The sequence below is a fragment of the Larkinella sp. VNQ87 genome, assembly GCF_049445795.1.
In the GTDB taxonomy this organism is placed as follows: Bacteria; Bacteroidota; Bacteroidia; order Cytophagales; family Spirosomataceae; genus Larkinella.
In genome coordinates, this window is the sequence record NZ_JBMSDT010000022.1 from 37,829 (window position 1) to 61,929 (window position 24,101).

Sequence of the window (24,101 nt, forward strand, 5' to 3'; positions counted from 1 at the left end):
AAAACCGGCGGATGACCGGCCATACCTAAAACTCCCATCGATGCTCCACTGTTCAACCTTACAGAATGATGGTCCGGTTCTGATGAATAAAAACGCGGTCGTTGAAGACCAATTTCAGCGCCTGTGAAAGCACAATTTTTTCCACATCCTTGCCTTCCGTCGCCATATCGGCCGCCGTGTGACGATGATCTACCTCCTTGATATTTTGGGCGATAATCGGTCCTTCATCCAGGTCATTGTTCACAAAATGGGCCGTTGCGCCGATGATCTTGACGCCCCGCTCGTAAGCCTGCCGGTAGGGATTCGCTCCGATAAACGCCGGTAAAAACGAGTGGTGAATGTTCACGATCCGGTTCGGGAAATTTCTGACAAATTCGGGTGTCAAAACCCGCATGTACTTGGCCAGCACAATGTACTCGGGTTCATAAATAGACAACGTCCGCAGAATGGCTTCCTCGTGTTCCTCGCGGGTGATGTGTTCGTGCGAGATGTAATGAAACGGAATGCCGAACTTGCCCACCAGGGGCTGGAGCGTGTTGTAATTGCTGATTACGGCCAGGATGTCGGCATCCAGCTCATTGAAGGCGTAACGAATCAGCAATTCGGCTAAACAATGATGCTCCTTTGTAACAAAAACAATACTTTTTTTCTTTTTTTTGGGATTAATACGGAGATTGATGCCCCTCGGTAAAGTCTCCCGTAATTTGTCAGACAAAACCGTTGAATCATAGCTACCTTCGAATTCGGTACGCATGAAAAACTGCCGATCGGGGCTGACGTATTCGTTGTTTCGGATGATGTTCAGATGGTGATGGGCCAGCACGCCGGTGACGCGGTGAATGAGGCCGGTACTGTCGGGGCCGTCCATTAACAAAATATGACGATTTTCGGCGGGCATGAACGAATTGATAATTTGAAAGTTACTGTAAATGTAGTAAAATCACCGCGCGAATCGCCTTTCCCGGACTGAATAGAACACTATGTATTCTGTTTTGAGTACTATAGTGCTGTCTTTCAACCCGCAAGAACACCGCCGGACCGGGCGGGAAAGGTGGGCTAGCCACCCCTAACAAATCGTATGGCATTGGAATCTCTGCTCGCTGGAACGAAGCGAAAATTGCTTATTGAAATAGCCTGGGAAGTTTGTAACCAGGTAGGCGGTATTTATACGGTTATTCGGTCGAAAGTCCCTTCGATGGTTGAGAAGTGGGACAATGACTACATCCTGCTCGGTCCGTACTTTCCGCAACGGGCCGCCGTCGAATTTGAACCCATCACGCAAGATGACGGTACTGAAATCAGCCGCGTGGTTCAGTTGATGCGCTCGCGCGGTCTGGAAGTACAATATGGGTACTGGCTCATCACCGGCAAACCCCGCGTGGTGCTGTTTGGCATCCAGAGCCTGGGCGCCGGCATCGATCAGGTCAAATACGGCCTTTGGGAACGGCACGGGATTTCGACGCTGGGGGTTGAGGACCTGGTCAATCAGGTGGTCGGCTTTGGCGAGATGATCCGGATCTTCCTGACCGAACTGGCCGCCGACAGTGCCCGGCACATCGACATTACGGTTCATTTCCACGAATGGATGGCAAGCAGTGGCTTGCCGGACCTGCGCCGGGATAACGTCAAAGTTGCGACGGTTTTTACCACCCACGCGACGATGCTGGGCCGGTATCTGGCGATGAACGAATCCGGTTTTTACGGCAAACTGCCGTTCTTCGACTGGAAGCGGGAAGCCAAACACTACAACATCGAAGCCCAGGCGATGATTGAACGGCTTGCTGCTCAGCAATCGCACGTCTTTACGACCGTCAGCGACGTAACCGCCCGGGAGTGTGAGGTTTTTCTGGGGCGCGTCCCGGACCTGATCTTGCCGAACGGCCTGAACATCATGCGTTTTACGGCCGTGCATGAATTCCAGAACCTGCACGTCAAATACAAGGAACGGATTCACGAGTTCATCATGGGCCACTTTTTCCAGAGCTATTCATTTGATCTGGAAAAAACGCTTTACTTCTTTACATCCGGCCGGTTTGAGTTCAGCAACAAAGGCTACGACCTGACGCTCGAAGCCCTCGCCCGGCTAAACTGGAAGATGCGGGAAGCCAACATGGATATGACCGTGGTGATGTTCATGATCACCAAGCAACCGTTCAAATCCATCAACCCCGACGTGCTGCACAGCCGCGCCCTGCTCGACGAAATTCAGGAGACTTGCAAAGCCATTGAAAATCAACTCGGTGACAAACTCTTTTTGAACGCAGCCTCCGGCGAAGACATCAACCTGCCCGACCTGAACCAGTTTGTGGATGAATACTGGCGGCTCCGGCTCCGGCGGACCATCCAAAGCTTCAAAACGAAGCAACTACCGCCCTTCGTCACGCACGACCTGGTGAACGAAGATGATATGGTGCGGTTTATCCGGCAGGTTAAACTGGTGAACAACTCCTACGACCGCGTCAAGGTGGTGTATCACCCGGATTTTATTGCGTCGACCAACCCGCTTTTTGGCCTCGATTACGGCCAGTTTGTCCGGGGCTGTCACCTGGGGGTTTTCCCGAGTTACTACGAACCCTGGGGTTACACGCCATTGGAATGTGTCGTGCGGGGTATTCCGACCGTCACGAGCGATTTGTCCGGTTTTGGGGATTTTATCATGCAGATCATGCGGGATTACGAAAACCGGGGTATTTACGTCGTCAACCGCAAAACGCAGACCTTCAACGAAGCCGCTGAGCAACTGGCGAACATCCTGTTCCGGTTTGTCCGCCTGTCGCAGCGCGACCGGATTACCCAGCGAAACCGCGTCGAGAACATCGCCGAAGTGTTCGACTGGACCAACCTGCGCTCTTACTATGATACCGCCCACGACCTGGCCCTGAAACGCCGGAAACCGTGAAAGAGACGTTAAGAAAAAAGACAAGAGACAATAGATTCCAGAACGGTTTCTATTGTCTCTTGTCTTTTCTCTTTCTTCTAAAAATCAGTATTGATTCAGTTCTTTGTTGAACTCGTTCAGTATCTGTTCCTTCATTGCGATTTTCCGCTTTTGGGTGTTGATTTTGCTCAGCATCATCTTGTCCATCTCCTCGTTGCCGCTGCGGCCGGACGTATCCATGCTGCTCATCGACATGGCCAGATCGCTTTTCTCGCGCCGAACCAGGTATTCGAGTTCCCGAACTTTGGTCCGGATTTGCTCCGAGCGGCTTTTCAACTCGAAAGCCGGATATTTGCGCATGATGACGCGTTCAAGGTAATTCAACTCAAAAATCTTGTCGCAGGCCGAGCGGAACCGGTCCGAAACGGTTTTGTCGACAAGTTTAAACGGAATTTTGATCTCTTTCCACTGGTTCAGTAACTGTTTGGCGCGTTCAGCCGCTGCCGGAATGTCCGACTGTTTCGCCAGTTTTTCGGCTTCGTCGGCCATTTTCATCTGCTGTTCGACGCGCGGGTCGATCCGAACTTTCGGCTGAATACCCCGCGCCAGGTTGTAGCGGTCGAAAATGGTTTTGGTGGCCCGGCGGTATTTTTTCAGGATTTTGCCCGACTTCTTGATCGGTACTTCGCCCACCTCTTTCCATTCGTTGTTCAGGTTCCGGATGAGGTGATAGGCTTCCGTCAACACTTTCATATACCGCTCTTCGGCGATATTGGCCCGTTCGAGTGCTTCGCCTTCCAGGTTGTCGCGCTTGAAGGGGCGGCTCCGGTCGGCTTCGTAAATCGTCCGGACGGCGCGCTCGGCCTGAGCAATCAGGCTATCGTACTTATCCAGACGTTCCTGAATAACCTTGTTCTGTTCATTAAAGAATTCACGCCGACGCTGGAAAAACCCGTCGAGCGTTTCGGCAAACCGGGTTTCGATGTTGGCATCAAGTTCCTTATCGACCGGCCCCGTTTTAATCCATTTTAACTTGACCTCCTGAAGTTTTTCGGCCGTTTCTTTCCAGTCCGAATTACTCGCAATCGACTCGGCTTCGGCCAGCAGGGCCTGCTTGATTTCCAGGTTCTTGAGCTGGTTGGTGCGGATGAGCTCGACCAGAATCTGCTCCTGCTCATCAAGTCGATTCAGCAGCGGAATAAAGTTGCCGATCGCATCGAAACTCAGTAATTTTTTCCGCAGTTGAACGAGTTTGGTCAGGTAAGACCCTTTGTTCTGGGCTTCCTCAACTTCCTGCTCTAGCTGGTTTACCTTATTTTCGGCAATCGTAAACCTGTTTTTGAAATAATCGAGCGCTTCCTGTTCTGTGCGTTTCACTTCACCGATTTGCCGGTCCGGATAGCTGAGGTAGCCCGATAAGAATACCTTTCCGTCTTTGACGTAACCGTATTCGTCTACCAATTGAGCTTGTTCCATTATTTTACTCTTTAAGACTGAGCTATGGGTTTAATTGTTGATATTTGCCACCTATAACAGTAACCAAACCAATGAGTCAGGAAACGATTATATTCTCCATGGCGGGTGTCAGTAAAATTATTCCGCCGAACCGACAAATCCTAAAGAATATCTACCTTTCCTTTTTTTACGGCGCAAAAATCGGCGTTTTGGGCTTAAACGGTTCCGGAAAATCGACGCTCCTGCGCATCATTGCCGGTATCGACAAAAACTACCAGGGCGAGGTTGTGTTCTCGCCAGGTTATTCAGTGGGCATGCTGGAGCAGGAACCACAACTCGATCCGGCCAAAACCGTGAAGGAAGTGGTGGAAGAAGGCGTACAGGAGACGGTGGATTTGCTGAAAGAATTTGACCAGATCAACGAAGCCTTCGGCGACCCCGATGCCGACTTCGATAAGCTAATTGCCAGACAGGGAGAGGTGCAGGAAAAGCTCGATCACCTCAACGCCTGGGAACTGGATAACCGGCTCGAAAAAGCCATGGACGCGCTCCGTTGCCCACCTTCCGACGCGAAGGTTGCCAACCTCTCGGGGGGTGAAAAACGCCGGGTCGCGCTCTGCCGCCTGTTGCTGCAACAACCCGACGTGCTGCTACTCGACGAACCGACCAACCACCTCGACGCCGAGTCGGTTTTGTGGTTGGAAGAACACCTCCGCCAGTATGCCGGAACGGTTATTGCCGTCACGCACGACCGGTATTTTCTGGACAACGTAGCGGGCTGGATTCTGGAACTGGACCGGGGCGAAGGGATTCCCTGGAAAGGTAACTATTCCTCGTGGCTGGAGCAGAAACAAAACCGGCTTGCCAAAGAAGAAAAGCAGGAATCGAAACGCCAGAAGACGCTGCAACGCGAGCTGGAGTGGGTCCGGATGGCTCCGAAAGCCCGTCAGGCCAAGTCGAAAGCGCGGTTGGGGGCTTACGAAAAACTCTTGAGCGAAGACAACCGCCAGAAAGAGGAAAAGCTGGAAATCTTCATTCCGGCCGGGCCGCGTCTGGGTTCGAAAGTGATCGAAGCGCACGACGTGGCCAAAGCCTTCGGCGACCGGCTGCTGTTCGAACACCTGAATTTTCAGTTGCCGCAGGGCGGTATTGTCGGCATTATCGGACCGAACGGCGCCGGAAAAACGACGCTGTTCAAACTCATTACGGGCAAGGAGCAACCCCAAACCGGCTCGTTCGACGTGGGTGAAACCGTGAAATGGGCCTACGTCGACCAGGGACACGACGGCCTGGACCCCGATAAGACGGTTTTTGAAACCATCTCGGGCGGCAACGAGTGGATCATGCTCGGCGGGAAGCAGGCCAACGCCCGGGCGTACGTCAGCCGGTTTAATTTTACCGGTTCGGATCAGGAAAAGAAAATCGCCAACCTCTCGGGCGGGGAGCGCAACCGCGTTCACCTGGCGATGATGCTCAAAGAAGGCGCCAATTTGTTGCTGCTCGATGAGCCGACCAACGATCTGGACGTGAACACTTTGCGGGCGTTGGAAGAAGGCTTGGAAAACTTTGCGGGTTGCGCCGTGGTCATCAGCCACGACCGCTGGTTCCTCGACCGCGTCGCCACGCACATCCTGGCGTTTGAAGGCGATTCGCAGGTCTACTGGTTTGAAGGCAACTTCTCCGAATACGAAGAAAACCGCCGGAAGCGGCTCGGCACCGATGCCACGCCGAAGCGAATTAAGTATAAAAAACTCGTTTAAACCGTCCTGAACTGGGATTACACGGATTAAGGGATTAACTCGGATCTAAAATAAAAGATTGCGGCAGCAATCCCAGTGAATCTTTTAATCCGTGTCATCCAGGTTCAGAAATTGGATGCTTATGTACGGCTATTTCAACGGCTCCATCCTGCCCGTCGAACAGATTGCGTTCGGCGTGACGGACCTCGGCCTGCTGCGCGGCTTCGGGCTTTTCGATTATTTCCGGACGTACAACGGTCGGCCTTTTCAGTGGGACTGGTATTGGGAACGGTTTGCCAATTCGGCGGCCAAAATGCACCTGCCGGTTCCGATCAACAAGGAAGAAGCCTACCGTGTGGTGATGGAGTTGGTCACGAAAAGCCGACAGCCCGACATTGCCGTCCGGTTTGTGATGACCGGCGGCTACAGCCCCGACAGCATCAGCGTCGTGAACCCGAACCTGCTAATCATGGCCGAAGAGATTCACCCCACCCCGCCGAGCCAGTATGAAGAAGGCATTAAGGTGATTCTGGATGAATACGTTCGCGAAATGGCCGAAGTGAAAAGTACGGACTACAAACGAGTCATTCTGCTGGCGCAGGCCATCCGGTCGGCGCGGGCGTCGGACGTGTTGTACCAAAAAAAGGGGGAAATCAGTGAATTGAGCCGTAGTAACTTCTTTATTTTTAAAGGCGACCGGCTCATCACGCCCAACCGGCACATCCTGCACGGCATCACCCGCCGGACCGTCATGCACCTGGCTCAGAACGATTTTACGGTAGAAGAGGGGCGCGTGATGCTTTCCGACCTTTACGACGCTGACGAAGCCTTTACGACCAGTTCGACCAAGAAAGTGCTGCCCATCGTCCAGGTTGGCGATTTGACCATCGGCGACGGAAAACCGGGCAAACGCACCCAGTTTTTGCTCGATCAGTTTAACGAGTTGATTGGAAACTGGTAGAAAAACCGGTTTTCACCTTTCGTTGTGCAGCTTGAACGGCTCGTCTTTCGTCAGCCACGACAGCCACTTGCCCTGCGCTTTCATGACCTGCTCGATCACATCCCGCACCGCGCCCCGGCCCCCCGGCACCGGCGAAATGTAGTCGCAGACCGCCTTGATCTCGTCGGCGGCATCGGCGGGGCAGGTGCTGAGCAGGTTTGGGCGGGAAAGCACCTGCAAATCCGGAATGTCGTCGCCCATGTAGAGGACTTCGTTTTCGTTGATCAGGTCGCGGTTCAGAAAACCGAGGTACGCGTGAATCTTCTGCTCGGTGGGGCCACCCATGAAAATATCCTTGATCTTCAGAAATTCCAGCCGCTTCCGGACGCCCACCTGACTGCCCGCCGACAAAACCGCCACCCGGTAGCCCGAATGGACTGCCCGCTCAATGGCGTAGCCGTCGCGGATGTTGAACGTCCGAAATTGCTCACCCGATTCGAGGGCGTTCACGCTGCCGTCGGTCATGACGCCATCGACGTCGAAAATGAAGGTGGTAATCTGTTTGAATCGTTCCTGTAAGGCCGTCATGGTAATCGGGTTAAATCGGGGATAGGAACACGGATCGAACGGATGAAACGGATTTTAACGGATAAATCAGTTTTGATCTGTTAAATCCGTCCAATCCGTGTTCCTATCAGCGCGAAAATACGCGTTCAGGCGGTTTAATTTCCATTTGCTCCGATTTTCTTATAGTTTCGGGAAGCCAAACGAGTGCCGATTTCAATGGATTTTAGTAAGCTGGCTGCGCAGTATCAGGAGAGCCTTTTCCGAACCATTATCCCTTTCTGGACGCAACACAGCCGCGACACGGTTTGCGGAGGGTATTACAATGCCCTGACCGAACAGGGCGAACCGTTCGATACCGACAAAGTCATCTTGCTTCAGGCCCAGCAAATTTGGGCGTTTGCGTTTTTGTATAATCAGGTGGATGCCATTCCGGCCTGGCTCGAACTGGCACAGCACGGTGCCGATTTTCTGCGGCAACACGGCCAGCAGGAAGGCCGTTGGCTGGGCGTGGTCGACCGGCGCGGGCGTCCGGTGGCTCCAGCCCAAACCCTCGAACCGGCCTGCGCGGCTGCGATGGCGTTGGCCCAACTACACCGCGCCACGCAGGACGACGAACTCGGGCTGATCGTGCAGGAAACCGTCGAAACCATCCTGGCCGACCGCCAGCAGCAGCGCGAAGAATGGGAAGCGCAATTGGGCGGTTTTCGAGTCTTAAAGTCACTCCGCGAACCGATGTTGTTGCTTAAAGCCTTACTCGAAACCCGTTCGTTACTCGACCCGGATTTGTATAAACAGGCTTACGATGCGGTGTTGAGTGAGATTCAGAGCGAATTTTTCGACAAACGCATTACGGTTTTGCGGGAACATACGTTGCCGGGCGGTTCGTTCTGCGATAGCGCGGCCGGTCGGCGGTTGCACAGCGGTTACGGTTTCGAAACGGCCAGTTACCTGCTCGATGCGGCCGAGATGACCGGCAACCGGCGGCTGACACAGCAGGCGGTTCAGATGGCACTGCATCTGGCCGAGATTGGCTGGGACGAGGGGGCTGGCGGTTTTTTTCAGTATTCGGATTTAAAGGAGCGGCCCAGCATCTACAGCGAATGGGATCGCAAGCTGTGGTGGGTACACTCGGAAGCCCTGGCGGTTTTTTCCCGGGGCTACATCCATACCCGGCAGAACGATTGTTTGAAATGGTATCGGAAAGTCCACGACTACACCTGGGAGCATTTCCCGGACAAAACAAATAAAGAATGGTTCGGCGTACTCGACCGGAAAGGCAAGCCGGTTTCCACCAGTAAAGCCAGTCCGGAAAAGGGCTGTTATCACCTCATCAAAGGACTGCACGAAACCTGGCGGGCGCTGGAGCAAATTGCGGCCCTGACGGCTAGAAACCGCCCGGAAACGCGGCTGACCCGGTTTTAACTCCGCTGCTGGATGCCGTCGGATAGCAATCGGTAGACTTGCAGCAAGGTCGGCTTGTCTGACAAATAAGACTGGTGCAGACGCAGCGTATTCAAATCGCCACGCCGGGCCGGGCCGGTTTGCACCAGGGCGGGGTGCTCGGCATCCAGCGCTTTCTGCACGGTTTCTTCGATCAACGGCCGCAACAGATCAAACTCCAGATCTTCGGCATCGGTCAGGTCTTTTGCCAGTCCGAGCAGGTAATTCGTGAAGTTGCAGGCAAAAACCGCAGCCACGTGCAGGACCTTCCGTTCGTGCGAGTTGACGAGGTACACAATCTGACTCATGCTCTGGCCCAACGCTACCAATTCCGTTTCGGTTTCGGGATCGCTGGCTTCAATGCACAGCGGAATGATGTCGAAACTGAGCGGTTTGATACCTTTGCTGAACGTTTGCAGCGGGTAAAACACACCCGTCCGAACCGGTACGTCGCTGTAAATATCCATCAACCGGCGCAGACTTTCCAGCGATTTGCTGCCCGAGGTGTGCACTACCATCGCGTTTTCGGGCAATACCAGTTGGGCCGTTACCTCATCAATCGCATCGTCAGGAATCGCCAGCACGAACAATTCCGCTTCACTTTCGGCAAAATTCAGGTCCGGACTCGGCCGGGCATCGTACAGCATCGAAATCAGTTGCCCGGCGTGTTGGGGGGTGCGGCTGTACACTTCGCAGATGTAATGCCCGGCGTTTTCGAACGCCATTGCCAGATGCCAGGCCAGATTTCCGGCTCCAATGAAGGATAGTTTCATGCGATAAAGATATTTCTCCGCAGCAAACAAAAAACAGGTCGGGCGGTTTTTCCGGAGTTATGTGAGGGGAGAAACAGACCATGGAAGCGTTCGTTTTAGCGATGTACAGTTTTGTTCTGCTGTTGTTGTTTGCCTACAATTGCGGACAATTAAGCTTAATTATCAGTTACCTGAAATCAAAGCGACGGCCTGCCACCTTTCGGCAATACACGGAAAACCAGCCCGATGCCCCGCCCGTTACTGTTCAGCTTCCTATTTACAATGAACTTTACGTAGCTGCCCGGCTTATCGACGCCGTAGTCCAACTGAAGTACCCCCGAACCAGACTTGAAATTCAGGTGCTCGACGACTCAACGGACGAGACCGTGGGCATTATTGCCGAAAAAGTGGCCGAATACCAGCGGCAGGGGCTGGACATTCAGCACATTCGCCGACCCGAGCGCAAGGATTTCAAAGCCGGGGCACTGGCTTACGGGTTGGAACGGGCCAAAGGAGAGTTCATCGCCATTTTCGACGCGGATTTTATGCCGGAACCGGATTTTTTGCTCAAAACCGTCCCGCATTTCGAAAACCCGAAAATCGGGATCGTGCAAACCCGTTGGACGCACCTGAACGAAGATTATTCGGTCCTGACGCAGCTTCAGGCTTTCGGGCTCAACGCGCATTTCTTCATCGAACAGGGCGGGCGGAATGCCGATGGTTATTTCATGAACTTCAACGGCACGGCAGGCGTCTGGCGCAAAACGGCGATTCTCGACGCCGGAAGTTGGAGCAGCGATACGTTGACGGAAGATTTAGATTTAAGTTACCGCGCCCAGTTAAAAGGCTGGCAATTCGTCTACCGCGAAGACATTGGCTCCCCGTCCGAATTGCCCGTAGCGATGAATGCGCTCAAATCGCAGCAATATCGCTGGATGAAAGGGGCTGCTGAATGCGCCCGGAAATTAATGGTCAAGGTCATTGTGGCTCCGCAAATTCCGTTCCGGATTAAAGTGCACGCGTTTTTCCATCTGCTCAGTAGTTCCACGTTTATTCTGGTGTTTTTGCTGGGTGTTCTGAGCGTGCCGGTTTTATACATTCGAATCCGTCACCCCGAATACCAGTCGGTTTTCTACCTGCTCGGTTTTTTTCAGTTCAACCTGATCATCCTGTTGCTCTTTTACGGCATCCCGTTCTGGCTCGATCGCCGGGGCAAACTCGAACAGTTGGGGCTTTATTTTCCGATGTATTCGTCCCTGATGATGGGCTTGTCGCTGCACAACACGATTGCGGTGGTGGAGGGGTTTATTGGCCGTAAAACGCCCTTTATCCGAACGCCCAAGTTCAACGTCAAAACCGGCGATAAAACCTGGCGGGCTAACAAATACCTCCACCTGGACCTGAATCCGGCCATCAACTGGCTAACGTTTACGGAAGGCTTGCTAATGCTGTATTTTCTGTTCGGCATTGGTTTGGGGTTTTATTTTCACCAGTACAACATGCTGGTTTTTCACGTCATGCTGGCCATCGGTTTTGGGCTGGTTTTTATTTACAGTCTCTTTCACGCCCGGTTTATGAACCGGTGATAGGCTAGTCAATAGTCGCATGTTTGCACATCTAACGATGTTAGGCTTTTAACTTTTTACTGAGAATCAGATTGTTCGTAAAAGTTATTGCTGTTTAGTAGGCACTTACTGGTTAATTAAAGTCATTTGCGTTTGAAAAGAAGGCCCAGAAGGAGTTTCCCCACCTAACACTGTTAGATGTACAAGCACTTGTCTGTACCACTGTCAGGGTATTCGACCGCTGACAGCGGCCGGCGGTTTTCAAGGGTACATTTTCCTTCCTCAAAAGCAAAAACCCGCAGCGCTATCAGGAGCCCTGCGGGTTAAGACGTATAAACCTGACTTACTTAATTTGAGACACAATTTCGGATTAGTTGCCGGAAGGCTTCGGCCACGTAACGGCCTTTTTCGATATCATCAACCTGAATTTTCACGGTGTGGACGTAGTCGGAAGGCTTGCCGTCTTTGTAGGTTTTGACCAGCTTTTCCTTGCCTTTAGTCACCAGACTGACGTACACGTTCCGACCATCGACATCAAACTGGGTCGCGTCGGCATTGAGGTCTTTTAAGGCCAGATCATAAACGAGTTCTGACACTTTCTTGCCACCCTGTGCTACGGTCAGTTTCAGATCGCAGGTGCCGTTGTCAGCGGCCAGGGCATACGAAAACGGTTCTTTTTCGCCCAGATCTTTCGGCAGTTGCTCTTTGATCCAGTCGAGCCGCGCCTGCTGGCTACCAGTCGGCACCGGGCTTTTCCGGGACTGCGCACAGGCCTGAACGGCTTTCTCAAACGCCTGCGACATATACCGAACATTCTCCAGGTTATCGGCCGCCAGCTCGATTTCGGAGACGAAGCTCTGCCGAACCCCGTTTTTGGTGTAGCCAATAAACCGGCGGTTGTCGCGGGTTTTGAGTTCGATCGTATATAGTTCTTTGTCGACACCAAGTTTGGCGCCCTTCTCGGCCAGATCGGCCAGGTTGAATTCGTAGACCTCCTCCGTGTTGTTTTTGTTGTAGGTTTCCCGCCGGGTGTACGTACAGATGCAGTCCGGTTTCAGCGTTTGCTCGATGGTCCGGTCGTTCGTTTTGGCCGGGGTCACACTCGATTCCAGGTATTTCTGCGCCCCCGCCATGTTGGCAAACGCCGGCTTCCGCGATTCGAGTTGCCTGATCGCCAGCGGGATCAGTTTACGCCAGGCGGCTGCAATGTCCCGGACCTTGTCGGGATCTCCGCTGATGATTTCGAACGACTGCACGACATTATCCAGCTTGCCGTTTTTCGCGTAACCCATTAGCTTTTGTTTCTGCTGAACCACCAGCGACAGTTCCAATCGCTTGCCTTTCGCTTCGATTTGCAGACCCTCCAGGCCCAGGTCGCCGAGGTTAAACGAGAACGTTTCCGACGAAGCCGATCCTTTCGCGCCCACTTCGCTCCGCCGAAAAACCGCCCGCAACGGGTTGTCGTAGTCGAACGTCAGGGCCTGTTCGTATTTGTCAGAACCGATGGCTTCGTTGCCGATGTTGGTTTTCAGCCACTGCCGCAATTCGTCGAATGTTTCCGGGGTTCGCGTCGGTTTGTACGCTTTTTCGGCCGCCAGAATCACTTTCTTCAGCGATTCGACCAGCGCCTTGGCAATATCCGGGTTGTCGGCGTAGAGCTTTACACGGTCGGTCAGGCTCTTGAGCTCGCCGTTCTCGCTGTAGCGGACAAATTTGCGGTGTTGCTTGGTATCGGCCAGCACGGCGATCACATCCCGTTCGACCTTGTACGTCACTGTCGATACGTCCAGGTCCGACAAGTTCAGAAAGTACGTGTTTTCATCGCCTTTGCCTTTGTCACTGGTTTTGGTGACCGAAAACGTCGCGCGGTAGTTCGGCTGGGCGGCTTCCAGCTTCTGGACAAACTGGGCGTTGCCGGTTTTGACGGGCTGGAGTTGTGCCGATACGCCGGCCAGGGGGCCGGTCATGGAATCCTGGGCATTGGCGGCCACGCAAAACGTAGCAGCCAACCAGAGCAGTACTGGTTTTTTCATGAGGTTCAGTCAGTAGTTGTTGTTCGCAGGTGGTCTTGAAAACCACGGTTCAAAAGTAGCTACACGACCTTCGGACCGAAAGCCCACTGGTCAGCAACCGGAAATTCAGCCTTCTCAACTGCACATTTTACCGATTGAACCGTAAACAGAAAACCCGCAGGAGTTGGCTCGCTGCGGGTTTCCGGTAGTAAGTAGGCGACTGAGTTAGAGGTGAATGGCTTCGCCGTAAGCCGCTTCCGTCGCATCTTTGATAGATTCGGAAATGGTGGGGTGGGGGTGAACGGCTTTCAGGATTTCGTGACCGGTCGTTTCGAGTCGGCGGGCCGCAACAACTTCGGCAATGATTTCCGTCACGTTGTAACCGATCAGGTGCGCGCCGAGCCACTCGCCGTATTTTTTGTCGAAAATGACTTTTACAAAGCCTTCCGGTGCTCCGGCGGCTTTGGCTTTCCCCGAAGCCGACAGCGGGAACTTGCCCACCAGAATGTCGTAACCAGCTTCCTTCGCGGCTGCTTCCGTGTAGCCCACCGACGCGATTTCGGGCGTGCAGTACGTACAACCCGGAATGTTGTTGTAGTTCATCGGCTCGACGTGATCCAGCCCGGCGATTTTCTCCACGCAAATAATGCCTTCCGCCGATGCCACGTGCGCCAGCGCCTGGCCTTTCGTGCAGTCGCCGATGGCGTAATAACCGTCGACGTTCGTGCGGTAGAAATCGTCGGTAACAATTTTACCCCGCTCAGTTTTGATGCCGGTTTCTTCCAGTCCGATGTTTTCGATGTTGGCAACCACCCCGGCCGCCGACAGTACGACATCCACGTCGAACGTTTTCTCACCGTCCGGCGTCTTAACGAACACCTTCGCGCCTTTGCCGCTCGTATCGACCTTCGTTACTTCGGAGTTCGTGTAAATATCGACGCCCAGTTTCTTGTACTGCTTGGCGAGTTCTTTCGAGATTTCCTCGTCTTCAACGGGTACAATACGCGGCAGAAACTCCACGATGGTCACTTTCGTACCCATCGAAGCATAGACGTAAGCAAACTCGACGCCGATGGCCCCGGAACCAATCACAAGCATCGACTCGGGTTGTTTTTCCAGCGACATGGCCTTGCGGTATTCAATTACTTTTTGGCCGTCGATGGGCACGGCGGGCAGTTCGCGGGCGCGGCCGCCAGTCGCAATGATAATGTGTTTGGCTTCGTATTCGGTGGTTTTACCGTCTTTATCGGTTACATCGATTTTCTTACCCGGTTTTACTTTCCCGTTGCCGAGCAGCACATCGATTTTATTCTTTTTCATCAGAAACGTGACCCCCTTGCTCATGGAGTCGGCCACGCCCCGGCTGCGCTTGATCACCGATCCGAAATCGGGCTTGGCTTCACCGCTGATGGTAATTCCGTAATTCTCCGAATGTTTGATGTATTCAAAAACCTGGGCGCTTTTCAGCAGGGCCTTGGTCGGAATGCAACCCCAGTTCAGGCAGATTCCACCCAGACTTTCACGTTCAACAACGGCGGTTTTGAAACCCAGTTGCGACGCGCGAATAGCAGCAACGTAGCCTCCGGGGCCGCTGCCGAGAACAATTACATCATATTGTGATGCCATAGTTGAGGAATGTTAATAAAAATAGGAAGACTAAACCGCTCGGACATTCCCACGTTCGGACAAGCCCGAGTCTACTCCATCAGGGGAACGCAAAGTTAGTTTGAAAAGTTGATTTCCCTACGTCTGTTCGACCGTGGCGCTTTCGATCCTGTCGGTTTCCGGGATGACTTTGCAAGCCATTCTCCGTCTAAGGACAAAAACCGTGTTGGTATGGCGCAGGATTACGACAAGATCTTTCGGGAAAACCTGGCCGGAATTGTTCTCCCGCTGGTTCGCAAGACCGTCGGTCTGAATCCCGTTCACATCGAAAATCTGCCCGAAAAACTGCAGCGAACCGTCGAGCGGATTCCGGATTTTCTGAAAAAGGTGGTTGACCCTGACCAGGAACCGTACATCCTGCACGTCGAGATTCAGACCACCGATACGCCGGACATGATATACCGGATGCTGGAATATGCCGCCATGACGTTGCGGAAGTACAAACTATTGGTTCGGCAATACGTTTTTTACATCGGGGATGGCCACGCCAAAATGCCCGTTCAATTAAACATCGGAACGGTGCGCTACAGCTATACGCTCATCAATCTGAGTGAAATTCCGTACCTACAATTTCTAAACACCAATCAGCCGGAAGAGTTGATTTTAACGGTTTTGGCCGATTTTCAACGCGAAAAACCGCGGGAAGTTATTGGCGAAATATTACAGAAACTGCACCGGCTGGCACCCGACCATTTGCAGTTAGGCAAATTCATTCGTCAGTTGGAAATTTTGTCACAACTCCGTAATTTTCAATCAATCGTTACAGAAGAAGCAGAAACCATGGCACACGGATTCGACATCACCATCGACCGGCTCTATATCAAAGGCCGTGAAGAAGGAATCAAAGAAGGGGTTCGGGAAGGAATGGAAAATGGCGTTAAAATTGGCGAAACCCGGGCTCAACGCCATTTAATTCTCTCCGCCCTTCGAAAAAATTTACTATCCATTGAGCAAATCGCCGAGCTACTGGACGTTCCGCTTACGCTGGTTCTTGACGTCCAACAAAAGGGCGCGTAACCGGTTTCTATAAAATTGTAGAGCGGATGAATCCATCCGCTTTTTTTGTTGCATTCGGATAGCCGTTTGCAAAACCGTATCTTTGCGGGCTGATTATCAGAAATTTTACCATAAATCATTGTTTCACGCATTATGACGACCGACCAATTAAAGGACGTGAGGGCCAGAGTAGAGGCCCTGAGGGGGTATCTTTGACTACGATAGCAAGAAAGAACAACTCGCTGATTTAGAAGACCGAACCGCCCAGCCCGAGTTCTGGCAGGACGCCGAAGGAGCCGAAAAAACCATGAAGCAGGTCCGCGCCCTGAAAGGCTGGACCACTGGCTATGAACACGTGGCTTCGCTGCTCGGTGACCTCGAAACGCTGTACGAATTTTACGAAGCTGGTGACGTTTCGGAAGAGGAAATCGATGCCGAAGGCGAAAAAGTAAAAGCGGCCCTGGATGACCTGGAGCTGAAAAAAATGCTCAGCAATGAAGAAGACCAACTCAGTGCGGTGCTGGAAATCAACTCCGGCGCGGGTGGCACCGAAAGCCAGGATTGGGCCGACATGCTCTACCGGATGTATTTGATGTGGTCGGAAAAGCACGGCTACAAAGTCAAACAGGTGGATTACCAGCCCGGCGACGGTGCGGGCATCAAGTCGGCCACGCTGGAAGTGGATGGACCGCTGGCTTACGGTTTTCTGAAGTCGGAAAACGGCGTTCACCGGCTCGTGCGGGTTTCGCCGTTTGATGCCAACGCCCGGCGACACACCTCGTTCGCGTCCGTTTACGCGTACCCACTGATCGATGATTCGATTGAAATTGAGGTCAATCCGGCTGATATTGAGTGGGATACGTTTCGGTCGGGGGGCGCGGGTGGTCAGAACGTCAACAAGGTGGAAACCGCCGTGCGGCTGCGCCACAAACCGTCGGGCCTGATTATCGAATGTCAGCAGGAGCGGAGCCAGTTGCAGAACAAGGAAGTGGCGATGCGTCTGTTGAAATCGAAGCTGTACCAGATCGAGGTTGAAAAGCGCAACGCGGCCCGGGCCGAAGTAGAAGCCAGCAAAAAGAAAATTGAGTGGGGCTCGCAAATCCGGAGTTACGTGCTCGACGACCGGCGGGTGAAGGACCACCGAACCGGTTTTCAGACTTCGAACACCGACGCGGTCTTGAACGGCGATCTGGACGGTTTTATCAAGTCGTATCTACTGATGCAGGATTAACGGTTTTTGTCCCCGGCGGTTGACCACTTGCCGGGGACAACTGTTTCTTGTATGTTTGGCTATGCTCCCGGTTTTCAAACTGTCCGACGGCCCCGTTCCTTTACTGGCGTTTCACGGCATCGGTCAGGATCACCGGGTTTTTGAATCGCTGGCACAGGCCTTGTCCGGACGCTATACCGTTTACGCCTTTGATCTGTTTTTTCACGGAAAACCGCCCGTCCAAGCTCCCGGCGAGGTATTAACCAAACCGGTTTTCCAGGAAATCATCCAGTCTTTTTTACGTCAACATCAGCTTGAACGCTTTGCCGTCCTGGGCTTCAGCATGGGCGGCCGGTTTGCGCTGGCAACGGCCGAAGCGTTCGCGGACCAGGTTGACGAACTGATGCTGGTCGCGCCCGACGGCATCACCATCAGCCCGTGGTATACGCTGGCTACCGGCAGCGGTTTCGGGCGAGGATTGTTTCGTTATTTTCTGAAACACCTGCCGCTGTTACACCGATTCGGGCAGTTTTTTATCGCTATTGGCCTGATCAACCGCAGTGTGCTGCGTTTTGCCGAAAACATGCTGGTCACCGCCGAGCATCGAGAAATGGTTTACAACTCCTGGATTTATTTCCGGAAGCTCAGCTTCAATCACCGACATCTGAGCGACGTTTTTAACGAAAAACCGATCCGCATCCGGTTTTTCACCGGCCACTTTGATCAGGTGTTGCCCACTTCCTACCTCAATCCTTTGATAAACCGCCTGCACACGTATGACCTGACGGTGCTGAAAACCGGACACAACCGGCTGATTGAAAAAGTCGCCCGGCGGCTTTAACGGTTTACTGACCGGTTCAGAACAGAAAACAAGCCCGCGACTGAGGCCAGCAACAACACGCCGATGGCGATCTGGGTCCAGCTCCCTGAATTGGGATTTTCGATCAGCGTCCGGATTTCTTTACCCTGCTGGGCCGTCCAAACCGCTAGCAGCGTTCGCGGAATCATGCCCAGAAAACCGCCCAGCAGAATATTCCGCAACTGTGCTCCCGACAGCGCAAACACCAGATTCGTCACGGCAAAGGGCAAAACCGGCGATAGTTTGGTGTAAAAAATTACTTTCAATTCCTGATCCCGAATGCGTTCAAGCACATTCCGGGCTTTGGGGTTTTGCTCGATAAACCGCACAAACCGGTCCTGATCGAACCAGGTTACGATCCGGTTGACCAACAGAATGCAGATCATGTTGAGCGCAAACAGCGGCAGCAACGCATTCCAGCCCAGAAAATAGCCAAAAATGAGCGCCAGGAAGGTCGGCGGGGTGAGTGCAAATGCGGAGGTAATACAACAAACGATCGTCAGGCCCAGCCATTCCCAGGCGTTGAATTGGGCAATGAGCGGTTCGTAGGCCAGCGTCAGGTAGGTCAGCACTGAACTGAACAGAACGGGAGCCACTGACAGGGCAAGGCCCGCCAACGCCGGACCGGATAAGGTATTGAATGGGGTACTTTTCACGCGGCAAATTTACCCCATTTCCTAACAAGGTCTGGCACGATTTCTAAAACCGTGTTACATTCGGGAATGAAATTCGCCACGAAAGCCATCCACGCCGGCGTTGAACCGGACCCCACCACGGGAGCCATCATGACGCCCATTTACCAAACCTCGACCTACGTGCAGGAATCGCCGGGGAAGCACAAGGGCTATGAGTACGCCCGGACGCAAAACCCGACCCGAACGGTTTTGCAAAACAACCTCGCTGCGCTCGAAAACGGCAAACATGGTATTTGTTACGCATCCGGCCTGGCCGCAACCGACGCCATTCTGAAGCTGTTTAAGCCCGGCGATGAGATCATTGCCAGCAGCGATCTGTACGGCGGCACGTACCGGATTATGGTCCGGGTTTTTCAGGAATTCGGCCTGAAATTCAAGTTTATCGGGTTGGAGGATCCGTCGGCGCTGGAAACAGCCATCACGCCCGCAACCAAAATGGTCTGGATTGAAACGCCCACGAACCCGCTGCTCCGGATTGTGGATATTCAGGCCATTGCCGCCATCACGAAAGTCAAAAATGTGCTGCTTGCTGTCGACAACACGTTTGCATCGCCGTATCTGCAAAATCCGCTCGATCTGGGCGCCGACATCGTGCTGCATTCCGTCACGAAATACCTCGGCGGTCACTCGGATACGGTTATGGGCGCGATTGTGCTGAACGACGACGACATGGCGCAGCGATTGGCATTTATTCAGAATGCCTGCGGGGCCGTGCCGGGACCGCAGGATTGCTTTCTAGTCTTGCGGGGCATCAAAACGCTTCATCTCCGGATGCAGCGTCACTGCGAAAATGCCCTCAAAATTGCTCACTACCTGAGTCAGCATTCCAAGGTCAGCCGGGTGAATTACCCGGGTCTGGAAAACCACCCGCAGCACGAACTGGCCAAGCGACAGATGCGCGGTTTTGGCGGCATGGTGTCGTTCGAACTGCACGGAGACTCGCTGCCGGAAGCCGTGCGGGTGATGGAAAGCTTTCAGGTCTTCTCGCTCGGCGAATCGCTGGGCGGGGTGGAGTCGCTCTGTACGCACCCGGCTTCGATGACCCACGCCAGCATTCCGAAAGCCGAACGCGAAAAGAACGGATTGAAAGACACGCTGATCCGCCTGAGCGTTGGCGTTGAGGATGTTGACGATTTGATCGCGGATTTAGCGCAGGCGATTGGGAAATAACACCTGGAATTTGAGTTATCTCGTCATGCCGTTGAGCAAATGCACCTACGCGGCATATCTGTAGAAAGTGTTAATGAAGTTCTGATGAGCCCAGATAAAATTATTTCGGATGGAATTGGACAGGTGATTTATCAAGCTGTTGTCGTTCAGAATGGTAAAAATATCTTATCAGAATTTTTGTTAACTCCGAAAAGACGCCGAACTTGGTTAAAACGGTATATCGAACTTCTAAACTGAACAAATACTTATGAAAGTAAAATATGATAAGGAACCCGATATACTTTACATCCGTTTGAGCGATGAATCCGTAGCGGAAAGCGACGAAGAAAAACCGGGTTTTATTCTAGATTACTCAGAAACAGGGACTTTAGTAGGCATCGAGGTCTTGAACGCTTCAACAACCCAAATTAACCCGACTAAAGTTGAAATAGAAATGGCATAAAAAAGGCTGGCTTGCTGCCAGCCTTTTTTACTAAAACCGTACCCGAATGCCAGCCAGAAAATTAAACCCGGCTTGGGGATAGTAAAAATTCTCGGTAACGGTTTTGCTTTCCGAAATGTAACTGAACGTGTAGCCGTTCGATTCGTAAAGTTCGTTCAGGAAATTGTTCAGCAGCAGCGAAAACGCGATTTCGTTCATGCCTTTGGGCTTGACGGTATAGATAAACCGCAGGTCGTTGACAAAATAGGCGTCCAACTTCCGGTTTTCGTTGGATGTATTGTCCAGGTACTGCTTCCCGACGTATTTCGATAACAACCCGATTTCCAGCCCTTTCCACGGCGTGTACAGCAACTGAGAGCCCAAAATGGTGTTGGGCGCAAAGGCGATGTCGGTGTTCGTGTAGCGGTTGATTTGTTGCTCACCGGTGTCGTAATTGTCCAGAAATTCGGTAAACAATTTTACTTTGTTCTGGCTGAAGGTCGCGTTGACATTCCAGCGCAGGTTTTTCGCCAGCACTGTTCCGGCTTCGAGTTCAATCCCGGCGCGGTAACTGCTCGGAATATTCACGCGATTGTAAGCACCTACATCGTTGATCTGGCCCGTCAGGACCAGCTCGTTTTTGTACTTCATGTAATAGACGTTGGCCGAAAACGCGAGCCGTTGGGTTTGCAGCTTGTAACCCGCTTCCCAATCGTTCAGGGTTTCGGCTTTCGGGCGGCTGGCGGGTGTCGATTGGGTGTAATCGTTCCGATTCGGCTCGCGGTGGCCGACGCCGTACGACGCATACACACTGCTGCGGTCGTTCAGCGCGTAGGTAATTCCGGCTTTCGGGTTAAAAAAGGTCAGGTTGTCGTCCTGCTGCACATTCCGGAGCTGGTTATCGAAGCCCAGGAAGGAATAGCCGACTGTTCGAACCTGCAAATCGACGTAGGCATTGAATTTCGGTGTAAACTGGTAATACGCTTTTCCGTAGAGGTTAAAGTCGGTTTTGGTCGCGTCATTGTCGTAATACCGTTGCCGGATGGTGCTTGAGCTGGCAAACCGGGCCCAGATCACTTCGCCGTAATGTTTGCCCTTGTATTGGTTCCAACCCCCGCCGATGTTGGCCGTCAGCTTGCCGAAACTGTTGTAGTCCAGCGAAAAAACCGCCCCGTAGAAATCATTGTCCAACCAACGACGACGAATCAGGTCGGTTTGAGCGATCGTCGAATCGCGAATCACCACCGGAGGTAATCCGTAGTCAGCTAGATCATCGTTTTCTCGGTATTGTTCGTAATACCCCCGGCCCTGGGTGTAGTGCAGCGAGGCATTCAGCCGCCAGTTTCGGCTCAATTCGTGCGAGCTAATCAGTTGATAATGATCCTGCTGGTAATTATCGACTTCGTTATCGTAGGTGTAGGAGTTGTACGTCCGGTTGGTTTTCAGCAAATTTTCCGGCACACCATTCCAGGCCTGGTAGGTCCGTTCGGTTCCCGAAAAGACGTTCAGCCGGACGAAACTCTTTTTACCGTACCAGCCGCCCGAGACATAAAACGACTTCAGGTTCGACGACGCCCGGTCGATGTAGCCATCGGAAATAATGCGGGAAAGCCGGGCGTCGACCACAAAATGATTATTGAGCAAGCCGGAACCGGCTCTTACGGTGGTTTTCAGCGTATTGAACGAGCCGCCGGAAACGTCCGCTTCGCCGTACGGATTCTTCTCGAAGCTGTTGGTTTGTACGTTCACCGAGGCTCCGAAAGCGCCCGCTCCATTAGTCGAAGTACCGACACCCCGCTGAATCTGAATGCTGCTGACCGACGAAGCAATATCCGGCATATTGACCCAAAACGTTCCCTGCGATTCGGCGTCATTGTACGGTATTCCGTTGACCGTCACGTTGATCCGCGTCGCGTCCGAGCCCCGAATCCGAAAACCGGTGTAACCAACACCTGCGCCCGCGTCCGAAGTCGTCACCAGCGAGGGCGTAAAGTTGAGCAGCAATGGAATATCCTGCCCCAGATTCTGCTTGGTTAGCTCTCGGGCCGAAACGTCGGTATAGGCAATGGCCGACTTCTGGTTAGCCCGCGTCGCACTCACGACCACCTCATCGACCACCACGGCGGTTTTGGTCAGTGACACCGTAAGCTGCTGGTCCTTTGTTAGTTCGACAGTTTGTAAAACCGGTTCGTATCCGAGCAACGAAACGCGCAGGTGCAGAGTACCCGGTTTAAGATTAGTCAGCCGGAAGGCCCCGCTGGCATCGGCAAAGGTGCCTTTGTACGTCCCTTCGAGGGTGATAGCCGCGCCCGGCAGCACACCGCCGTCGGCATCGTTGACGGTTCCGGAGAGCGAAAATTGCGCCCAGACGGGCAGGCAGGAAACCAAAAAAATGCCGATTACGGCGATCAGATAGGCTGTAATCTTTTTCATCAGGCATGAAAAGTTTACAATAGGCAAGGGGCCGACCTATCTTTTTGATTTTTATGATTCGTTAACATCGTGCAACTCACGGACTTTAGTCCGTGGGTACGTTGCGTTCCCTTCGCCGGCATTATCCGGTGCAGGTTCAATGGGTATAATCTCAGCCCGTTGTTTTAAGGCACCCCTTATGTAAGATTAGCGGTGCAAAGGTAATGCGTCTACGCTCACAAAACCGCATCTCTTCGAAAATATTCAACGCCGATGAACTTAATCGAAAAATTAAATGTATATACATTAAATGTAATGACATTTAAAAAAATTCATAAACTGACTCTCACGATGGAAACGCTCGTCAATGGATTGCACCATGTAACGGCCCTGGCCGGTGATGCCCAAGGTAATGTCGATTTTTACACCCACATTCTGGGATTACGGCTGGTAAAAAAAACCATAAATTTCGATGCGCCGGATGTCTATCACTTATATTACGGGGATGAAACCGGTTCGCCGGGGAGCATCCTGACGTTCTTTCCGTACGGCAAAGGCATTCCGCGCGGCCGGAAGGGTGGGGGACAATTGACCTACACCTCGTTTTCGGTTCCGGCGGCTTCGCTGAATTACTGGACCAACCGCTTGCAGGAATTCAACATTCCCTTCTCCGGCCCGTACCAACGGTTTAACGAAACCTATTTGCGGTTTGACGATTTCGACGGCATGGGCATCGAGCTGGTCGCCCACGACAACGACCAACGGCCGGGCTGGTCGAACGGTTTTATTCCCGTCGAACACGCCGTTAAAGGGTTCCACACTGTCACGCTGAACGAGTTTAAGGTGGACGATACGGTAAAATTAATAACCGAATCCCTCGGTCATACGTTGGTATCGGAAGAAGCCGGGTTGTTCCGGTTTCAGGCCGGAAAAGGCGGTTCGGGCAATTACGTTGATGTGAAGCATTCGCCGAACGACATCCGGGGGCATCAGGGGGGCGGTTCGGTCCACCACGTGGCGTTCTCGACGGATACCGACGAAACGCAAATCACGTTGCAGCACCAACTGCTCGAAGCCGGTTATCAGGTGACGCCCGTTCAGGACCGCAACTATTTCCACAGCATTTATTTCCGCGAACCGGGCGGTATTTTGTTTGAAGTCGCCACGAACCCGCCGGGATTTGCCGTCGATGAACCGGTTGCTGAATTGGGGAAAACGCTTAAATTGCCGGAGTGGTACGAACCCCGGCGCGCCCGGATCGAAGCGGCTTTGCCGAAAATTGAGGTGAAATAAGTAGCATTGGGCATGGGGCTTAGGGCATAGGG

General features: G+C 52.8%; 20 protein-coding genes. 12 read left to right on the forward strand and 8 right to left on the reverse strand.

Translation table 11 applies throughout. From position 1 onward, the window contains the following. Positions 1 to 58 precede the first annotated feature (58 nt). Positions 59 to 898 (reverse strand): formyltetrahydrofolate deformylase, encoded by an 840-nt coding sequence (gene purU / locus ACO2Q8_RS27780; RefSeq protein WP_423348165.1) that lies wholly within the window; start codon positions 896 to 898, stop codon positions 59 to 61. A gap of 180 nt (positions 899 to 1,078) precedes the next feature. Between purU and ACO2Q8_RS27785 the strand changes: the two genes are divergently transcribed. Further along, on the forward strand, positions 1,079 to 2,899 hold the full coding sequence (locus tag ACO2Q8_RS27785) for a glycosyltransferase (protein WP_423348166.1): 1,821 nt from the start codon (positions 1,079 to 1,081) through the stop codon (positions 2,897 to 2,899). A gap of 84 nt (positions 2,900 to 2,983) precedes the next feature. Here the strand turns inward: ACO2Q8_RS27785 and ACO2Q8_RS27790 are convergent, their stop codons facing one another. Then, positions 2,984 to 4,354, reverse strand: a complete 1,371-nt coding sequence (locus tag ACO2Q8_RS27790) for a DUF349 domain-containing protein (protein WP_423348167.1) — start codon at positions 4,352 to 4,354, stop codon at positions 2,984 to 2,986. A gap of 71 nt (positions 4,355 to 4,425) precedes the next feature. On the opposite strand from ACO2Q8_RS27790, the gene ettA reads away from it, so the two are divergent. Continuing rightward, a complete protein-coding gene (ettA, locus tag ACO2Q8_RS27795) occupies positions 4,426 to 6,093 on the forward strand; it encodes an energy-dependent translational throttle protein EttA (protein ID WP_423348168.1) in 1,668 nt (555 codons plus the stop codon). Between the two features lie 115 nt (positions 6,094 to 6,208). Continuing rightward, entirely contained in the window at positions 6,209 to 7,033 is an 825-nt protein-coding gene (locus tag ACO2Q8_RS27800) for an aminotransferase class IV (protein ID WP_423348169.1), read from the forward strand. Positions 7,034 to 7,045: 12 nt separating this feature from the next. On the opposite strand, the gene ACO2Q8_RS27805 is transcribed toward ACO2Q8_RS27800, so the two are convergent. Continuing rightward, on the reverse strand, positions 7,046 to 7,600 hold the full coding sequence (locus ACO2Q8_RS27805; protein ID WP_423348170.1) for a KdsC family phosphatase: 555 nt from the start codon (positions 7,598 to 7,600) through the stop codon (positions 7,046 to 7,048). Positions 7,601 to 7,795: 195 nt separating this feature from the next. On the opposite strand from ACO2Q8_RS27805, the gene ACO2Q8_RS27810 reads away from it, so the two are divergent. Beyond that, positions 7,796 to 9,001, forward strand: a complete 1,206-nt coding sequence (locus ACO2Q8_RS27810; protein WP_423348171.1) for an AGE family epimerase/isomerase — start codon at positions 7,796 to 7,798, stop codon at positions 8,999 to 9,001. Here ACO2Q8_RS27810 and ACO2Q8_RS27815 read toward each other — a convergent pair. Next, the gene (locus ACO2Q8_RS27815) at positions 8,998 to 9,792 is read right to left on the reverse strand and encodes a Rossmann-like and DUF2520 domain-containing protein (RefSeq protein ID WP_423348172.1); all 795 of its coding nucleotides are present in this window, start codon (positions 9,790 to 9,792) and stop codon (positions 8,998 to 9,000) included. The genes ACO2Q8_RS27810 and ACO2Q8_RS27815 overlap by 4 nt on opposite strands. 80 nt (positions 9,793 to 9,872) lie before the next feature. Here ACO2Q8_RS27815 and ACO2Q8_RS27820 point away from each other — a divergent pair, with 80 nt between their 5' ends. Continuing rightward, complete coding sequence (locus tag ACO2Q8_RS27820; RefSeq protein WP_423348173.1) at positions 9,873 to 11,357, forward strand: cellulose synthase family protein; 1,485 nt, start codon at positions 9,873 to 9,875, stop codon at positions 11,355 to 11,357. A 326-nt stretch (positions 11,358 to 11,683) separates the two neighbouring features. Here the strand turns inward: ACO2Q8_RS27820 and ACO2Q8_RS27825 are convergent, their stop codons facing one another. Beyond that, complete coding sequence (locus ACO2Q8_RS27825) at positions 11,684 to 13,369, reverse strand: hypothetical protein (RefSeq protein ID WP_423348174.1); 1,686 nt, start codon at positions 13,367 to 13,369, stop codon at positions 11,684 to 11,686. Between the two features lie 204 nt (positions 13,370 to 13,573). Next, on the reverse strand, positions 13,574 to 14,974 hold the full coding sequence (gene lpdA / locus ACO2Q8_RS27830) for a dihydrolipoyl dehydrogenase (protein ID WP_423348175.1): 1,401 nt from the start codon (positions 14,972 to 14,974) through the stop codon (positions 13,574 to 13,576). 210 nt (positions 14,975 to 15,184) lie between these two features. Here lpdA and ACO2Q8_RS27835 point away from each other — a divergent pair, with 210 nt between their 5' ends. The 3 genes from ACO2Q8_RS27835 to ACO2Q8_RS27845 all read left to right on the forward strand — a co-directional run bounded on the left by ACO2Q8_RS27835 (position 15,185) and on the right by ACO2Q8_RS27845 (position 18,060). Continuing rightward, positions 15,185 to 16,030: a hypothetical protein gene (locus ACO2Q8_RS27835; protein WP_423348176.1), complete on the forward strand. Its 846-nt coding sequence runs from the start codon at positions 15,185 to 15,187 to the stop codon at positions 16,028 to 16,030. 132 nt (positions 16,031 to 16,162) lie between these two features. Then, a protein-coding gene (gene prfB / locus ACO2Q8_RS27840; protein WP_423348177.1) for a peptide chain release factor 2 occupies positions 16,163 to 17,240 on the forward strand; the annotation gives its coding sequence in 2 pieces (ribosomal slippage) (positions 16,163 to 16,222 and positions 16,224 to 17,240; 1,077 coding nt in all). Between the two features lie 61 nt (positions 17,241 to 17,301). After that, on the forward strand, positions 17,302 to 18,060 hold the full coding sequence (locus ACO2Q8_RS27845) for an alpha/beta hydrolase (RefSeq protein WP_423348178.1): 759 nt from the start codon (positions 17,302 to 17,304) through the stop codon (positions 18,058 to 18,060). Here ACO2Q8_RS27845 and ACO2Q8_RS27850 read toward each other — a convergent pair. Continuing rightward, on the reverse strand, positions 18,057 to 18,734 hold the full coding sequence (locus tag ACO2Q8_RS27850; RefSeq protein WP_423348179.1) for a TVP38/TMEM64 family protein: 678 nt from the start codon (positions 18,732 to 18,734) through the stop codon (positions 18,057 to 18,059). The genes ACO2Q8_RS27845 and ACO2Q8_RS27850 overlap by 4 nt on opposite strands. Positions 18,735 to 18,800: 66 nt before the next feature. Here ACO2Q8_RS27850 and ACO2Q8_RS27855 point away from each other — a divergent pair, with 66 nt between their 5' ends. Genes ACO2Q8_RS27855 through ACO2Q8_RS27865 form a run of 3 tightly spaced genes read left to right on the forward strand, consistent with a single transcriptional unit; the run spans position 18,801 to position 20,385 of the window. Then, positions 18,801 to 19,943 (forward strand): cystathionine gamma-synthase, encoded by a 1,143-nt coding sequence (locus ACO2Q8_RS27855; protein ID WP_423348180.1) that lies wholly within the window; start codon positions 18,801 to 18,803, stop codon positions 19,941 to 19,943. Positions 19,944 to 19,946: 3 nt separating this feature from the next. Further along, positions 19,947 to 20,180: a DUF4258 domain-containing protein gene (locus tag ACO2Q8_RS27860; RefSeq protein ID WP_423348193.1), complete on the forward strand. Its 234-nt coding sequence runs from the start codon at positions 19,947 to 19,949 to the stop codon at positions 20,178 to 20,180. 10 nt (positions 20,181 to 20,190) lie between these two features. Next, positions 20,191 to 20,385, forward strand: a complete 195-nt coding sequence (locus ACO2Q8_RS27865; protein WP_423348181.1) for a DUF2283 domain-containing protein — start codon at positions 20,191 to 20,193, stop codon at positions 20,383 to 20,385. A 30-nt stretch (positions 20,386 to 20,415) separates the two neighbouring features. Here the strand turns inward: ACO2Q8_RS27865 and ACO2Q8_RS27870 are convergent, their stop codons facing one another. Further along, complete coding sequence (locus ACO2Q8_RS27870; RefSeq protein WP_423348182.1) at positions 20,416 to 22,797, reverse strand: TonB-dependent receptor; 2,382 nt, start codon at positions 22,795 to 22,797, stop codon at positions 20,416 to 20,418. A gap of 330 nt (positions 22,798 to 23,127) precedes the next feature. Here ACO2Q8_RS27870 and ACO2Q8_RS27875 point away from each other — a divergent pair, with 330 nt between their 5' ends. Next, entirely contained in the window at positions 23,128 to 24,069 is a 942-nt protein-coding gene (locus ACO2Q8_RS27875) for a ring-cleaving dioxygenase (RefSeq protein ID WP_423348183.1), read from the forward strand. The last annotated feature ends 32 nt before the right edge of the window (positions 24,070 to 24,101 follow it).

Bases quoted from the DNA above. Each gene is read 5' to 3' on its own strand.
- ACO2Q8_RS27790 (WP_423348167.1), bottom strand. From the start codon at position 4,354: ATGGAACAAGCTCAATTGGTAGACGAATACGGTTACGTCAAAGACGGA.
- ACO2Q8_RS27875 (WP_423348183.1), top strand. From the start codon at position 23,128: ATGGAAACGCTCGTCAATGGATTGCACCATGTAACGGCCCTGGCCGGT.
- ACO2Q8_RS27805 (WP_423348170.1), bottom strand. From the start codon at position 7,600: ATGACGGCCTTACAGGAACGATTCAAACAGATTACCACCTTCATTTTC.
- ACO2Q8_RS27815 (WP_423348172.1), bottom strand. From the start codon at position 9,792: ATGAAACTATCCTTCATTGGAGCCGGAAATCTGGCCTGGCATCTGGCA.
- ACO2Q8_RS27855 (WP_423348180.1), top strand. From the start codon at position 18,801: ATGAAATTCGCCACGAAAGCCATCCACGCCGGCGTTGAACCGGACCCC.
- ACO2Q8_RS27835 (WP_423348176.1), top strand. From the start codon at position 15,185: ATGGCGCAGGATTACGACAAGATCTTTCGGGAAAACCTGGCCGGAATT.
- lpdA (WP_423348175.1), bottom strand. From the start codon at position 14,974: ATGGCATCACAATATGATGTAATTGTTCTCGGCAGCGGCCCCGGAGGC.
- ettA (WP_423348168.1), top strand. From the start codon at position 4,426: ATGAGTCAGGAAACGATTATATTCTCCATGGCGGGTGTCAGTAAAATT.
- ACO2Q8_RS27785 (WP_423348166.1), top strand. From the start codon at position 1,079: ATGGCATTGGAATCTCTGCTCGCTGGAACGAAGCGAAAATTGCTTATT.
- ACO2Q8_RS27870 (WP_423348182.1), bottom strand. From the start codon at position 22,797: ATGAAAAAGATTACAGCCTATCTGATCGCCGTAATCGGCATTTTTTTG.
- ACO2Q8_RS27845 (WP_423348178.1), top strand. From the start codon at position 17,302: ATGCTCCCGGTTTTCAAACTGTCCGACGGCCCCGTTCCTTTACTGGCG.
- ACO2Q8_RS27825 (WP_423348174.1), bottom strand. From the start codon at position 13,369: ATGAAAAAACCAGTACTGCTCTGGTTGGCTGCTACGTTTTGCGTGGCC.
- purU (WP_423348165.1), bottom strand. From the start codon at position 898: ATGCCCGCCGAAAATCGTCATATTTTGTTAATGGACGGCCCCGACAGT.
- ACO2Q8_RS27865 (WP_423348181.1), top strand. From the start codon at position 20,191: ATGAAAGTAAAATATGATAAGGAACCCGATATACTTTACATCCGTTTG.
- ACO2Q8_RS27820 (WP_423348173.1), top strand. From the start codon at position 9,873: ATGGAAGCGTTCGTTTTAGCGATGTACAGTTTTGTTCTGCTGTTGTTG.
- ACO2Q8_RS27800 (WP_423348169.1), top strand. From the start codon at position 6,209: ATGCTTATGTACGGCTATTTCAACGGCTCCATCCTGCCCGTCGAACAG.
- ACO2Q8_RS27810 (WP_423348171.1), top strand. From the start codon at position 7,796: ATGGATTTTAGTAAGCTGGCTGCGCAGTATCAGGAGAGCCTTTTCCGA.